We start from the raw sequence: 14,325 nt of genomic DNA, 5'->3' as shown, positions 1-14,325 counted from the left end.
CGATTATGATACAATTGGTAAAAAGGCTGAATAGTTAGTCGCCAGGGAAAAGAGGAAGGCTTTTATGAAGAAGGTTGTTGTGCTGTTGCTATCTGTATTGCTGCTGGCTGCGTGTCAGTCAGCGGTCTCGGATTTCAGCGAAGTGAAGAAAGTGCCGGCGGATGTCCAGGACATCATCCAAAAACAGGAACTGCTCGGCAAACAGGACACCTTGTATATGGTCAACCAGGGTGACGGCACCGCCTACTTGGTCTTCCGGGCATCCGGCGAGGTCTCCTCGTCTGTGGACAGTGACAACGATACGTCGACGATCCGGCTGAATACGAAGGCGGACGGCAGCGATATGAAAATCCACGTCTTTCAATTCAAACAGAACGAAGAAGGCGGAACAATCATCATCGAAGTGAACGGCAAGCAAGTACCGCTCGACAATGTGTTCCTCATATAACTAAAACAGACCGCCAAGCCCGTTGATGGGATGGCGGTCTGTTTGTGTGCTCGCCAACAATTATCGGATATACCAGAAATAGTTGCATCTTTTTTGGATCGTACACTCTCTAATAGATAGGGTGGTGAAACAGGCATGCACAAAGAAAAGAAAGTGAAGAAAGCCATAAAAGGTGATCGAGAAGCACTTCTGTATCTCATTCAGCAAGATAAGCAGAAATTATATCGCACGGGTTTCAGTTATGTTAAGAATCAGTCTGACGCATTGGATGTGTTTCAGCAGACCGTTCTCTTAGCGATAGAATCTATTCATCAGCTGAAGAACCCCTCATATTTCTCGACGTGGTTAATGAAGATCTGCATAAATGCTTCCTTGGACATTTTGCGAAAACAACAAAAGATTGTACTGATAGACCAGCTGAAGGAAGATGTGTCTCGCAAGGCCGATTTGCTGACAGAGGAAAGAATGGATATACAGCAGGCGCTGTTCCAGTTGGAGGAGAAATATAAATCAGTGCTAGTGTTGAAATTTTATGCGGACTTGACGTTTGAACAAATTGCCGATGTTCTTTGCGAACCGATCGGTACCGTGAAATCGAATGGGAGACGCGGTCTTATAAAACTAAAATCATTATTAAAAGGAGTGTATACAGATGAGCGAGCCAAACCGTATTAAGGAAGCTATCGAGAAAATCCATGTTCCCGAAGATGAGCTGAATGCTATTTTAACAAATGCATTTAAAAAAAGGCCTACTAAGAAAATTTCTTTCAAGAAGACGGTCTCATATATATCTGCTGCTGCTATCATCTCCTTGTGCATGATTTCATCTGCTTACGTATCACCGGCATTTGCTAAATTCATGACCCAAATTCCGGTGATCGGTGAAGCCTTCGATCACTTTATCCTGCAGGAAGAATATTATCAGGCGTATGAGGATATCAGCACAGACATCGGTCTGCTTACAAGCAGTAAAGGCATCGATATTATTATAGAAAAGGCATTTTACGATGGGAGTACAGTGACGCTTTCCTACATAATTAAAAGTGACCGCGACCTCGGTTCTTTCCCCACTTCTGAAGAGACCCCGCTCATCAATGGGCAAATCAGCGCAGCAGGAGCAGAAGGGGAGTTTGTGGAAGGTGTCGGACATGTCGGAATGATGACCTTGCAAAGCAATGAAACGAATGGTGAAACAGTAAATGTCACGTGGGAACCGGGGGCGATCATGGCAGAGCAGGAAACAATTGAAGGGGATTGGAACTTCGCCTTCTCTCTTCATGCATTACCCGGTACTTATATCCCGATCCACCAACAGGTCTCGACAGATGGCGTGACAGTCGAATTGCTGGATGCAGTAAAAACGGAAGTCAATCTGACGGTGAATTATCTCCAGGACGTCCGCCCTTCAGTGTTGGAGGACTGGTTGGCGGTCGAGGCTGAACTGACGGCAGTCGATAACTTGGGGAATGCCTATGAAGTCCCTTATAATGGCGGGGAGGGAACGAAGGGTGGGGATACCTCAGAAGATTTGACTTGGAATGCAACAGTGCATGGACTGGACTCTCAAGCGACATCGATTACATTCTATCCATTCGCCCATGTAAGTAGTGGGCAATCGGATTCCAAGAGGATTGAGTTCGATCCAATCACCGTCAGTTTAAAGTGATAGTGTTGAAACTCTGACTTGTAAGGCTGCAGGCCGAAGATGATACAAAAAGCAAAAAGCAAAAAGCAAAAAGCACAAACAGACCGCCAAGCCCGTTGATGGGCTGGCGGTCTGTTTTTTTCATCAGCGCAGCAGGAACTCTTCCGAGAAATACGGCTGTAATTCCTCGCTGAAGCTGACGCCGATGCCGAGGCTCTTGTAGTCCTTCAGCAGGATATTCTCACGGTGGCCTTCGGAATTCATGAGCCCTTCATGGGCGAAGATGCTGCTGGATTGGCCGTAGGCGAGGTTTTCGCCGGCCCGTTTGAAGCGGATGCCGTCTTCTTTGATGCGGTCGAACGGAGACTGTCCCTTCAAGTTGTCATGGCTGAAGTAATTGTTCTCCGCCATGTCGGCGCTATGCTTGCGGGCAGTCCCCGACACTGCGCTGTCCCATGTCAGGATTGAGCGGCCATGCCGGACGCGAGCCGCGTTAGTCAGGTCGAACAGCTGCTGCTCGAAACCGTTGCGCAGCGCTTCGCTCCGTTCTGCGTACAGGCCTTTCTTGCGGTTCTCGAGTTCCATGGAGACGAGTTCGACGGCGGTCACCTTGGTATCCTGGTGGACGTCGTAGAATACGTACGCATAGACATCATCCAGCTTGAACAGGTCCATGCCTTCATCTTCCTGCAGAATGTACACGTTCAGCCCTTTGCGCATTTTGGTCAGCGGCTGGCCGAGCGCTTTCCGGACGTCGGCCTTCGAGGAGCCATAACGGACGCCGGATTTAGAGGAGATGAGATCATCATTCGTATAGAGTGCGGCGACTCGGTTCGATTTGTCGAACGCCACCATGACGAAGTTCTGGTAATCGGTATGGTACGTCTTCCATTCGGTGCCGTATTCGTTGAGCGACTCACGTTTCGGCTGGCCGAGCGCAGCCGTGACGGCATCCGCCGAAGCCCCGATCTCCAGGTTGTTGACGGACAGCGGTGTAGCTGTCGGTGCGGCGAGCGCCGGTTTGGCGACCGGCTGCTTCGCATCGCGCATGCCCTCTGTTTTTGACGAGACGATGCCGATCAGTTCCTCGGTTGCGTCCCGCAATGTATGGTAAGTCGATTCAATCGTGTCCTTTGTGACGATGCCTTCCAGCTTTTCGTCTACCGGGTCGAGGAAGGAAAGATCGATGTACTTCGAAACTGGCTCTTCCCAGAACGGTTTTGCAAGGTAGACGGCAGCTATCAGCAGGATCAAGAGGAATAATCGTTTCACATCATTCGCCTCCTTCTTCCAGTATACCTTGCAGAGGGTGTCCGGATACAGCGGGAACGTTTTCCATGCGGATGAAAAGCAGGTATACTGGAAAGCAGAAGAAGTTCCGGCCGCTGAAGCTGCGGGCGGATCCGGACAAAGGGAGTGACGGGTATGTTCAGCGGGCTGAGTGTGATTCCGGAATGGTTTTACGTGGTGGCCTTTTCGGTTGTCATCGTCATTGTGATCATAACCGAATGGAAGACGAGATAGGGGGATGACTGTGGCGGAATGGAAGCGGAAGAATCCGAAGTTATCGGTACGCCGGGAATCCTTGACGGCGGCACCGGTGCTGAATGAGGAGCGCGCTGTACGGAATGCCGAATTGACGGGCGGATCGCTGGTCGCATGGAGCGGGCAGGCGGTGACGCTGGATGACATGGCGGTGACGGATTGTTCATTCGCCGGGATGGATCTGGCAGGCGCATCGTTCCTGGATACTGTGTTTGAACGGTGCGACTTTTCGAATATACAGGCTGCGCATATTGATCTGCGGCGCTGTGAATTCCGGAATTGTAAGCTGGTGGGCGCGGACTTCACCCAGTCCTCCGTGATGGATGTCCTGTTCAGTCAGTGCGATATGCGCTACAGTACATTCAGCCTCGGGCGGCTGGAACGCACGGAGTTCACCGATGCGCAGCTGTCCGAAGGTGACTTTTTCGAATGTGCACTGAAACCGGTGCGCTTCAGCAGGAGTCAACTGGAGAATGTGAACTTCCGGGAGACCGAGCTGAGCGGGCTGGATTTGTCGGACTGTACGTTCGAGCAGCTGGAAGTGACGCCGTCCAAAATCGGAGGGTGCACTGTCTCAAGGGAGCAGGCGGTCGGTTTCGCACGGATGTTCGGGTTATTGATCAGCCCCGAATCGTGATATACTGGAACGAATCAGACGAGGAGTGTGGACAGGAAGATGCTTACATTTGAAGAAAAACAGGCAATTATCGAATCGTATCCCGAGTTGACGCGCAAAGAGGTGTCGATGAAGCGGGTCAACTACCATTATCCCGACAGCAAGTTCGAAAAGACGGTCGTCGTGCAGCATCTGCACCCGAACGGCAATGCGTTTGTCTACGTCGCGGGCGTTCCGGGATACGAACCGGACGAGCGCGGTCTCGTGAATGTGCGCGAGGCTTCCGAAACGGAGCTGCGCCAGACGATCGAAGACGCCATCGAGGGACTTTCTGCAACTGAAGAAGAGGCCGAGCCGGTGGTGGAAGTGTGGCTGGACGGCCATAACTCGAAACTCGAGCTGAAAGAGGAGCAGGACGCGTGGAACCTCTATCACGGTCATAACCTCGAAGACAGCTTCGGCGACTATCAGGAAGCCGTGGCGTACTTGAAAGAAGAAGGCTTCAAGAAAGTGGAGGACGGAGGCGTTATCCGATGAAAGGCAAGACGATCGCAATCGGTCTGATTGTCGTAACAGTCCTCGTAGTCGCGGCTGTCTATTTCTTAGTGATGGCAACGTTCAAGCATGACGAGGAGAAAAGCGGGACATCGATGGGCGTGACGGTTGCAGAACAAGCAGCGGCCGGCCTGGAGATCCCTCTCCGATAAACGCAAAGAAGGCTGCCCGGCGGAATCAGTTGCTGATTCCGCCGGGCAGCCTTTTGCATGCGCTATTTTGTGTTGTGCTTGCGGAACGGCAGCCACCAGTTCCAATCGCCGAACAGCTTCATGAGACTCGGCACGAGCAGCAGCCGGATGATCGTCGCGTCGATAGCGACAGCGATGGCGATCCCGACGCCGATCTGTTTGACGGGCATGACATCGGTGAACGCGAAGGCGCCCGTCAGCACGATCATGATCAAGGCAGCGGACGTGATGACTTTGCTTGTGGCGGCGAGTCCCTCGACGGTCGAGCGGTCGTTGTCGCCGGTCTCCAGGTACGACTCCTGCATCCGGGAGATGAGGAACACCTCGTAGTCCATGCTCAGGCCGAACACGAGACTGAAAACGATGACCGGGATGATCAGGGCGATCGTTCCTGGATGAAGCCCGAAATGACCGTACTGGAAGATGTAGACGAGCAGTCCGAACGAAGCCGACAGTCCGACGATGTTCATGACGATCGCTTTGAACGGAATGAGCAGCGAGCGGAAAGCGATCATCAGGATGATGAAAGTGGAGACGATGATGATCAGCAGCGCGTAGACGATATTGTCCGCGATTTCATCGAAGATTTCCTGGTTGAACTTCGCCTCTCCGCCGATCTGGAGATTCCACGGCGTCTTTTTCTCAGACCAGGTGCGCGCCCATTCCTGCGCTTCATCGGAGGAACCGTCCGCGGCCAGGGTGACCGGGAGCATCAGCAGGTCGCCTGACGTGAACGCGTCGAGCAGCGGCTGCAGCTTCGCCTGCTGTTCCGGCACTTGAAGCGCCTGGCTGAAAACGGCAGGGCTGTCCAGGCCGCTTTCGGAGAATACCGTCGTCACGGACTTCGTGAGCGGATCTTCCGATAGGGACTGCCGGACGTCCTGGATCGCTTCCAGTCCGGCGCTGTCCTGCCAGCCGCCGGTACGCTCGGCGATGACGAATGCAGTAGATTCGTCCCGCATGCCGAACGCGTCCTCCATATGCTCATACGCTGAACGGGTGTCGTACGACAGCGGCAGCGAATCGAGCTGCGGGATGGTCAGCGTCATGTTGCGGACGGGGATGAGCGCGGTCCCGAGAATGGCGAGCGCCAGGATGGTTATCAGGACGGGCCGTTTAATGACCGCTTCCGCGAACTTGCGCCAGCCGTCCGTATCGTTTTTGACGCGCAGCACTTTCCCTTTGTCGATGCGCTCCTTCAGGACGAGCAGGACGGCAGGCAGGAGCGTGATCGAAGCGAGTACGGCCATCGCCACGACGACCATGCCGCCGAGCGCGATGTTCTGGAAGATGTTGACCCGGATGAGCAGCATCGCCCCGAGACCGATGAACACACAGAACGCCGAGAAGATGATCGACCGGCCTGCCGTCTCGATCGTCGTACGGACCGCCCCGGGGATCGGCTGCTGTTTGCGCTCCTCGCGGTAGCGGCTGATGAACAGCAGCGCGAAGTCGATGCTGAGTGCGAGGCCGAGCATCGGAATGATGTTGAGTACGAAAATGGACAGGTCGACCTGTCTGCCGAACAGAGCCAATATACCGAATGACGGAATGATCGTCGCGATACCGATAACGATTGGCACGAACGACGCAGTGACGGTACCGAAAGCGAACAGCAGAACGATCAGCGCAATCGGCAGTCCGATCGCTTCCGCCGTCATCAAGTCTTTCTGGCTGGCCGTATTGATATCCTTCGTGATCGGGGACTGGCCGGTCAGCGTGATGCCCTGTTCCGTACCGACTGCGTCACGGATCCGGCCGACGAGTTCCGATTTGTCGCTATGGCTGTCGTCGAACTGCAGCAGCGCATACGAAATATCGTCTTTGTATTGCGCGGGTTCATCGAGCGGCGACACGATGCCTTCCGTCACGTTAAGTTTTTGGACGGCGGTGAGAGCCTGTTCGATATCACTGTCCGATTTGTGTTCGAAGACGAGAAACATCGTCTCGTCCGGCTGGTCGAATTCACGGGTGAGCGTCCGGGAGACGTCCTCCTGCTCGCCATCCATCCGGAAGCCGTCCCCCTCCAGCTGGCCGGGCAGCCCAACCGCGAAGACGGCAAGTCCCGCGATCAGCACCACCCAGGCGGCGATGACCCATTTGAAGCGGGCGGCGATGAAGCCTGAAAATCGTTTCATGGCGTGTCCTTCTTTCTATGCAGTTTCTTCCTTTCATCATATCGGGTGGGCGTCCGGAATGGAACTGATTTGCCGGGGGGATACGCGCGCCCCGGGGAATGCGAGCGTTCAACGTTGCGTTGCGCGCGCTCAACGGGAAATGTGCGCGCTCAGGGGCAGAATACGCGCGCTCGCGGGTGATTTACGCGCGTTCGGGAAAATACGCGTGTTCAGCGATGAGTTGCGCGCGCCCAGGGTCAGAATACGCGCGCTCGCGGGTGATTTACGCGCACTCAAGAAAATACGCGCGTTCGCAGGTGAAATACGCGCACCCCTGGAAATGCGCGCGTTCAACGAAGGGTTACGCACCACTCGAAAAAAATGAACATAAAAAAACCGTCCCCAGGTGGGGACGGTTTTGAAAGGTTGGATTCAATTAGTTCTTTTCAACGTTTGTAGCTTGAAGACCGCGTTGGCCTTGCTCGATTTCGAAAGTTACATCTTGGCCTTCTTCAAGAGTCTTGAAGCCTTCGCCTTGGATAGCTGAGAAATGTACGAATACATCGTCGCCATCTTCACGTTCGATGAAGCCATAACCTTTTTCTGCGTTGAACCATTTTACTTTACCATGTTCCATGTTTGTTTCCTCCTCGTATGCGTTTTTCGCATACATTGTGTTACTATCCTTGCTCAAGTCTTGACTGGGTCAAGCGGAACTTGACCATCGCACCGAACAAAAATAATTCTTCTTTATCTTAACAGAGGTCCTATGGCAATGCAACCCATACGATTCGAATTAAAAGAACAAGTTAAGCAATTGGTACAATATCGCCGCCATGGCAGCGGAGATCGGCATAGTGATCACCCAAGTGATGACGATCTTCTTTGCGGTGCCCCATTTCACGCCTTTTACGCGCTGTGCGGAACCGACTCCCATGATGGAAGAAGAGATAACATGTGTCGTCGAAACCGGCAAGTGGAGAAGCGTCGCCCCGAAGATGATGGCCGCGGAGTTCAGGTCGGCCGCCGCGCCGTGGATCGGCCGGATCTTCATGATCTTGCCGCCGACGGTCTTGATGATTTTATAACCGCCGATCGATGTCCCGATACCCATCGAGGTCGCTGCAGCAATCCGGACCCACATCTGGATGTCGTCACCGGTCTGCAGGTCGGCAGCGATGAGCGCCATCGTGATGATCCCCATCGCTTTTTGCGCGTCGTTCGTCCCGTGGGTGAACGACTGGATCGCCGCCGTGACGATCTGCAGATAACGGATCCGTTTGTTGGCCTTGAACAAATTCCGGTTTTTCAAGACGCGGCGCAGCAGAGACATGACGACGAACCCGCCCACGATCGCAATGACCGGTGAAATCAGGAGGGCTTCCATGATTTTGATGAAGCCGCTGTAATTCAAGATGCCGATTCCGGCCGCCGAGATGGCAGCACCGGCGATCGAGCCGATGAGCGCATGCGACGAACTGGACGGGATGCCGAAATACCACGTCACCAAGTTCCAGATGATTGCGGACAGCAGCGCCGCCAAGATGACGAGTGATCCGTTTTCCAGTGTGAACGGATCGACGATGTCCTTGGAAATCGTCTTCGCCACGCCGGTGAACGTGAGGGCGCCGGCGAAGTTCATCGTTGCCGCCAGCAGGATCGCGACACGCGGTTTCAGCGCACGTGTCGAGACGGACGTGGCGATCGCATTCGCTGTATCATGGAAGCCGTTGATGAAGTCAAAAGCGAGCGCAAAGATGACAATGAGTATGGTCAAAAGCAGAACTGTATCCATCGTGTGCCTCCTTAGGCGTTCCGCATGATGATCGTCTCAATCAGATTGGCGACATCCTGGCAGTAGTCTGCGATTTCTTCTAGAAGTTCGTAAATATCTTTCAGCTTGATGATACGGATCGGATCGGTCTCCGTCACGAACAGCTGCTTGATGGACGTGCGGAGCACTTCATCGCAAATGCGTTCGTATTCTTTGATGTTGACCGCGTGATCCCGCATTTCAACGAGTTTCTTGCGCTCAAGCAGTTTCATGGCCTTCACGATCTCGTCGGAACTTTTCGTGATGTTTTCCATGAACTTCTGCATATAATCATCGATTTCCGTCAGTGAGAACATTTCCAGGTTCGCCGAGAAATGCTCGACGCCATCCAAAATATCGTCCATCTTGATGGCGACCTGAAGGATGTCCTCCCGCTCGATCGGCGTCATGAACGACGTGTTGAGCTTCGTGATGAGATCGTGGATCAGGTCGTCGCCTTCCGTTTCGTACCACTTCAGTTTGATGCTGACCTCTTTCAGGTCGGCAACGGAATTCACTTTATAGTCATTCGCATAGTGCATCGCTTCCTGCACGTGTTCGGCAATGGCGACCAGGGCAGCAAAGAAAGGATCTGTTTTACGTGGACTGAACATGATTGACCTCCATCTGGATATCGGTATCTGTTATAAGTTGATAACTCATCTATCATAGCAAATCCCTTCCGGTAAGACGAATATAATTTACGCCGTTCGACAATTTTTTTGCGCAGGACAGAGCCGTATCCATACATTTTTCACAATTGGGAGAAAACAGGAGTATCACTCAATTCGTTGAAAAAATTTTCTTGCAAATGAATCCTTTTGACGGGCAGCTCGTATAGAATAGACAAAGGGGGTGTTTGAAATGGAAGTGTTCGGGATGGCGATCGAAGACCTGTATTTGCCGATACTGATCATCTCGGGAATCGTAACGTTATTGTATTTGTTCTTCAGTGATCTGACAGACGGTTCGGGTGAACTGTTCCCACTGCTCGATCCGGCTGTACTGCTGCCGTTCATTACCCTCACAGCGACGTGGGGCTATGTGCTGGAACTCGCGACCGGGCTTGGTAGCGGTGTCATACTCGGAATTTCACTTTGTGCTGCGGCAATTTTAGATTTCCTGCTCTACTTTTTCATCCTGCTGCCACTGAAGTCGGCTGAAGTGTCAATCGCCTACAGCGACGAATCACTCACCGGCAAAGTCGGCAAGGTGATCGTACCGATTCCTGCTGACGGTTTCGGTGAAATTGTGATCGAGACAGTGAACGGTGTGCTGTCGAAGCGGGCCGCCGGCTATGAAAACGTGCCGATCGACTACGGCAAAGAAGTGCTGATCATCGAAGTGGACGCCGGGACGTTTATCGTCAAAGAATACGAGCCTTTCCGTTTCAAATAACTTTTTTAGCAGAAAAAAGGGGGAAATGACATGCCAGTAGAATTGCCAGCGATGTGGATTGCGATCGCCATTGCGGTATTTGTAGTGTTAGCCGTCATTCTTGTGTACGTCACGAAGTACCGCACAGTCGGTCCGGACGAAGCATTGATCGTCACGGGAAGTTATATCGGATCCAAGAATGTCCATACCGATGATTCAGGAAACCGTGTGAAAATCATCCGCGGGGGCGGTACGTTCGTGCTGCCCGTGTTCCAGCAGGCCGCACCGCTGAGCCTCCTGTCGAGCAAACTAGAAGTAACGACGCCGGAAGTGTACACCGAGCAAGGCGTTCCCGTCATGGCGGACGGCACCGCAATCATCAAGATCGGCGGGTCCATCTCGGAAATCGCGACGGCTGCCGAACAGTTCCTCGGCAAGTCGAAAGAAGACCGGGAGAACGAAGCGAAGGAAGTGCTGGAAGGCCACCTGCGCTCGATCCTCGGTTCCATGACAGTGGAGGAGATCTATAAGAACCGGGATAAATTCTCACAGGAAGTCCAGCGCGTCGCATCCCAGGATCTCGCGAAGATGGGTCTCGTCATCGTCTCCTTCACCATCAAAGACGTGCGTGACAAAAACGGCTACCTCGATTCACTCGGGAAGCCGCGGATCGCACAAGTGAAACGGGACGCCGACATTGCAACGGCCATCTCCGAAAAAGAGACGCGGATCAAAAATGCGGAAGCGTCCAAAGAAGCACAGAAAGCGGAGATCGAGCGGGCGACGGAAATTGCCGAAGCCGAGAAAGAGAACCAGCTGAAAGTCGCAAGCTATAGACTGGAACAGGACGCTGCAAAAGCCCGTGCTGACCAGGCGTACGAGTTACAGACTGCCCGTTCCAAACAGGAAGTCATGGAGCAGGAAATGCAGATCCGAATCATCGAGCGTCAAAAGCAGATTGAACTCGAAGAGAAAGAGATCCAGCGCCGCGAACGTCAATACGATTCCGAAGTGAAAAAGAAAGCCGACGCGGATCGTTATGCGATCGAGCAGAACGCAGCGGCTGAAAAATCACGCCAGCTCGCAGAAGCCGATGCCGAGAAGTACCGCATTGAAGCACGTGCTTCGGCCGACGCGGAAAAGGTCCGTCTCGACGGTACTGCCCGTGCCGACGCCCAGCGTGCGCAAGGTGAGACAGAAGCGGACATCATCCGCCTGAAAGGTCTCGCAGAAGCGGAAGCAAAACGCAAAGTGGCCGAAGCCTTCGAACACTATGGCCAGGCTGCAATGCTCGACATGATCGTCGGCATGCTGCCGGAATACGCGAAGCAAGTCGCGAGCCCGCTCAGCAACATCGACAAGATCACAGTCGTCGACACAGGAAGCGGCGAAGGCGGCGGTGCCAACAAAGTCACCGGCTACGCCACCGACCTGATGTCCACGATGCAGGAGTCGCTCGGCGCCACAACCGGCATCAACATCAAGGAAATGATCGAAAGCTTCGCCGGCAAAGGCGCCATCCGCCCAAGCATCGACAACTTGACAGACGAGCTGAAGAAGTCCCGCTCGCCGCTCGCTGCGACGACGGAAGAACCGGCAGAAGATGAACGGAAAGATGATGAATAATGCATGACCGGTGCCGTTCCCCTGAGGGGGAACGGCATTTTTGGTTAGGCGGGCGGTGGAGCGCTTATAAAACTGGGGGAGTGCTCATAAATCTTGAGAAACGCTCATAAAACCTGGAAAACGCTCATAAATCGCGAAAATCGCTCATAAATTACGCAAAACGCTCATAAATCTCGAAAACCGCTCATAAAACGCATAAACCGCTCATAAATCCCAAAAACCGCTCATAAACCATCCGCAACACCCCCGCCCCGCCCATCCATCTTAAGAATTTCTTCACTTTTCCAAGCACTTCTTCTAAAGATTTACCTGCCATACTGAATCTATCAGCAAAACCAAGGAGGACAACCGCGTGATTACAGCACAGCATATCCAGCATTCATTCAAAATCGGGAAAAAAGGCAAAGAGCGGCCGGTGCCGGTGCTCAAAGATCTTTCATTCCATGTAGAAAAAGGTGCCATCGTCTCCATCGTCGGCCGCAGCGGCTCAGGGAAATCGACGCTGCTCCATATACTGGCCGGATTCCTGAAGCCGGACAGCGGGACGATCACGGTGGACGGTACAGTCACTTCGGATTTCAATGAAACCGATAGTGCCGCATTCCGTCTCGACCGGTTCGGCTTCATCTTCCAGAACTTCCAGCTCATGCCCGGCCTGACGACATTCGAAAACATCGAACTGCCCCTGAAACTGAAAGGCATCAGCCGGACCGTCCGGAAGGCGGAGGTGAACGAGCTCCTGCAGCAGGTCGGCCTGCAGGAAGTGCGCGATCATTACCCGAACGAACTGTCGGGCGGCCAGCAGCAGCGTGTCAGCATCGCCCGCGCGCTGATCACCAATCCGCCGGTCATCTTTGCGGATGAACCGACAGGCAGTCTCGACTCGGAGACGGAGCAGGAGATCCTCGCTCTGATCCGTTCATTGAACAGAACACGCGGTATCACGTTCGTCATCATCACACATGACGACGAAGTGGCCGCCATTGCAGACACCATCTACCACATGCACGATGGTGTGCTTGCAGCAGGAGGTGTCCACCATGCAGGTTAAGGACCAGTTCGACTTCGTCCGGCAGCACATCAGAAAGAACAAGCTGCGCGTGTTCATGACCGTGCTCGCAGCCACGATGGGGACCGCCTTCCTCATCATCCTCGCGTCTGTCGGCTTCGGCATCCAGGACACGCTGCGCAAGGAGATCCTCGACAACCGGCTTGTCACCCAAGTCGAAGTGTATGCAGCAGATCTGAACGCGGAAAAAGCGGAAGAGATGAAAAAGATCGACCACGTCAACGCAGTTGTTTTCCGCCAGAACGTCGGCACCTGGCAGAAGTCAGAACTCGACGGATTCACGACCTACAGTCAATTGACCGTCTCGGACTTCAAGGAAGAAGCGAAAGCCGGGTTCGCCCTCGCGGAAGGACGCCTGCCGAAGAACGCCCAAGAAGTCGTCGTTGGTCATGACTTCGCCGCCAGCCTCTACGACGAATCGGCGGAACAGACGGAACAGGCAACAGCTGAATCAGATGAAGAAACATCAGAAAGCGAACCGCAGCCAGCCTATCGCGAAGCCGTGATCGGTAAGACGTTCACCTATGAACTGGGGAATTTCAATGAAGAGAAATCGTTCGGGCAGCCAATTCAGCTGACCATCGTCGGCATCGCGAAAGCCCCTGCGAAGGACTTCATCCAGGATAGCCGGATCTACGCGGACGCCGCTGTGATCCCGGAACTCGAGTCCATCTACGCCAAAGGGATGCCTGAGGACAACGAAGAACCGCTGTTCTCCGCGAACCTCAATGTCTATGCGGATAAACTCGAGAACGTCAAATCGGTCACGCAGGTACTGAAAAAAGACGGCTATGACGTCTACTCCATCTCCGAGGAACTGGATCAGATCGACGTCTTCTTCCTCGCCTTGAAAGCCGGCCTGATCTTCGTCGGTACGATCGCAATCCTCATCTCATCCATCGGCATCTTCAACACGATGACGATGGCGGTCACCGAGCGGACGCGTGAAATCGGTGTCATGAAAGCGCTCGGGGCGAAGCCGAAACTCATCCAGCGGCTGTTCCTGCTGGAGAGCGCCTGGATCGGCCTTCTCGGGACAGTCATTGCAGTCGTGCTGTCTTATGCGATCAGCATGCTCGCCAATTTTGTCCTGCCGATGATCGTCGGGGCGGCCCTCGGGGAAGATGGTTTCAGCGATCTGGACGTCACGTTTTCCATCATCCCGTGGCAGCTCGTGCTGATTGCCTCCGCGATCAGCCTCGCCGTCGCCATGATCTCCGGCTGGCGCCCTGCCCGGAAAGCGACGCAGATCGATGTCATCGATGCCCTCCGGCAAGAACTGTAAGCAGGAGCCCGTGTACACACACGGGCTTCTTTCGCGTC

15 protein-coding genes are annotated in these 14,325 nt (G+C 53.7%); 10 read left to right on the top strand and 5 right to left on the bottom strand.

From position 1 onward, the window contains the following. The first annotated feature begins 64 nt into the window (after positions 1–64). From NFU03_RS04250 to NFU03_RS04240, 3 genes are all read left to right on the top strand, one after another. Entirely contained in the window at positions 65–448 is a 384-nt protein-coding gene (locus tag NFU03_RS04250; protein ID WP_251636400.1) for a hypothetical protein, read from the top strand. 135 nt (positions 449–583) lie between these two features. Beyond that, a complete protein-coding gene (locus NFU03_RS04245; protein ID WP_251636398.1) occupies positions 584–1,123 on the top strand; it encodes a sigma-70 family RNA polymerase sigma factor in 540 nt (179 codons plus the stop codon). Further along, positions 1,101–2,114, top strand: a complete 1,014-nt coding sequence (locus NFU03_RS04240) for a DUF4179 domain-containing protein (protein WP_251636395.1) — start codon at positions 1,101–1,103, stop codon at positions 2,112–2,114. The genes NFU03_RS04245 and NFU03_RS04240 overlap by 23 nt, the downstream gene beginning before the upstream one ends. Before the next feature lie 123 nt (positions 2,115–2,237). Here NFU03_RS04240 and NFU03_RS04235 read toward each other — a convergent pair whose 3' ends face one another. Continuing rightward, positions 2,238–3,365: a CAP domain-containing protein gene (locus NFU03_RS04235; protein ID WP_251636394.1), complete on the bottom strand. Its 1,128-nt coding sequence runs from the start codon at positions 3,363–3,365 to the stop codon at positions 2,238–2,240. 262 nt (positions 3,366–3,627) lie between these two features. On the opposite strand from NFU03_RS04235, the gene NFU03_RS04230 reads away from it, so the two are divergent. Genes NFU03_RS04230 through NFU03_RS04220 form a run of 3 tightly spaced genes read left to right on the top strand, consistent with a single transcriptional unit; the run spans position 3,628 to position 4,961 of the window. Further along, a complete protein-coding gene (locus NFU03_RS04230) occupies positions 3,628–4,275 on the top strand; it encodes a pentapeptide repeat-containing protein (protein ID WP_251636391.1) in 648 nt (215 codons plus the stop codon). A 39-nt stretch (positions 4,276–4,314) separates the two neighbouring features. Further along, positions 4,315–4,791, top strand: a complete 477-nt coding sequence (locus NFU03_RS04225; RefSeq protein ID WP_251636390.1) for a hypothetical protein — start codon at positions 4,315–4,317, stop codon at positions 4,789–4,791. After that, a complete protein-coding gene (locus NFU03_RS04220) occupies positions 4,788–4,961 on the top strand; it encodes a hypothetical protein (protein WP_251636388.1) in 174 nt (57 codons plus the stop codon). The genes NFU03_RS04225 and NFU03_RS04220 overlap by 4 nt, the downstream gene beginning before the upstream one ends. A 62-nt stretch (positions 4,962–5,023) precedes the next feature. Here the strand turns inward: NFU03_RS04220 and NFU03_RS04215 are convergent, their stop codons facing one another. The 4 genes from NFU03_RS04215 to NFU03_RS04200 form a co-directional block, all read right to left on the bottom strand. Continuing rightward, a complete protein-coding gene (locus NFU03_RS04215) occupies positions 5,024–7,138 on the bottom strand; it encodes an MMPL family transporter (protein WP_251636386.1) in 2,115 nt (704 codons plus the stop codon). Positions 7,139–7,553: 415 nt separating this feature from the next. Beyond that, the gene (locus NFU03_RS04210; protein WP_025783780.1) at positions 7,554–7,754 is read right to left on the bottom strand and encodes a cold-shock protein; all 201 of its coding nucleotides are present in this window, start codon (positions 7,752–7,754) and stop codon (positions 7,554–7,556) included. Positions 7,755–7,913: 159 nt separating this feature from the next. Next, positions 7,914–8,912: an inorganic phosphate transporter gene (locus NFU03_RS04205; protein ID WP_251636384.1), complete on the bottom strand. Its 999-nt coding sequence runs from the start codon at positions 8,910–8,912 to the stop codon at positions 7,914–7,916. 11 nt (positions 8,913–8,923) lie between these two features. Then, positions 8,924–9,544, bottom strand: a complete 621-nt coding sequence (locus NFU03_RS04200; protein WP_251636383.1) for a DUF47 domain-containing protein — start codon at positions 9,542–9,544, stop codon at positions 8,924–8,926. A gap of 250 nt (positions 9,545–9,794) precedes the next feature. Between NFU03_RS04200 and NFU03_RS04195 the strand changes: the two genes are divergently transcribed. The 4 genes from NFU03_RS04195 (at position 9,795) to NFU03_RS04180 (ending at position 14,287) form a co-directional block, all read left to right on the top strand. Next, on the top strand, positions 9,795–10,328 hold the full coding sequence (locus NFU03_RS04195) for an NfeD family membrane protein (protein ID WP_251636382.1): 534 nt from the start codon (positions 9,795–9,797) through the stop codon (positions 10,326–10,328). 51 nt (positions 10,329–10,379) lie between these two features. Further along, positions 10,380–11,933 (top strand): flotillin lipid rafts scaffold protein FloT, encoded by a 1,554-nt coding sequence (locus NFU03_RS04190; protein WP_251636874.1) that lies wholly within the window; start codon positions 10,380–10,382, stop codon positions 11,931–11,933. A gap of 352 nt (positions 11,934–12,285) precedes the next feature. Continuing rightward, a complete protein-coding gene (locus tag NFU03_RS04185) occupies positions 12,286–12,984 on the top strand; it encodes an ABC transporter ATP-binding protein (RefSeq protein ID WP_251636381.1) in 699 nt (232 codons plus the stop codon). Beyond that, entirely contained in the window at positions 12,974–14,287 is a 1,314-nt protein-coding gene (locus NFU03_RS04180; protein ID WP_251636380.1) for an ABC transporter permease, read from the top strand. Before NFU03_RS04185 ends, NFU03_RS04180 begins: the two co-directional genes overlap by 11 nt. Positions 14,288–14,325: the final 38 nt, after the last annotated feature.

Origin of the sequence: Sporosarcina sp. NCCP-2716, from assembly GCF_023707985.1 — a bacterium.
In the GTDB taxonomy this organism is placed as follows: domain Bacteria; phylum Bacillota; class Bacilli; order Bacillales_A; family Planococcaceae; genus Sporosarcina.
Note: the sequence above shows the minus strand (reverse complement) of the source record. Positions and strands in the feature narration are given on the sequence as shown.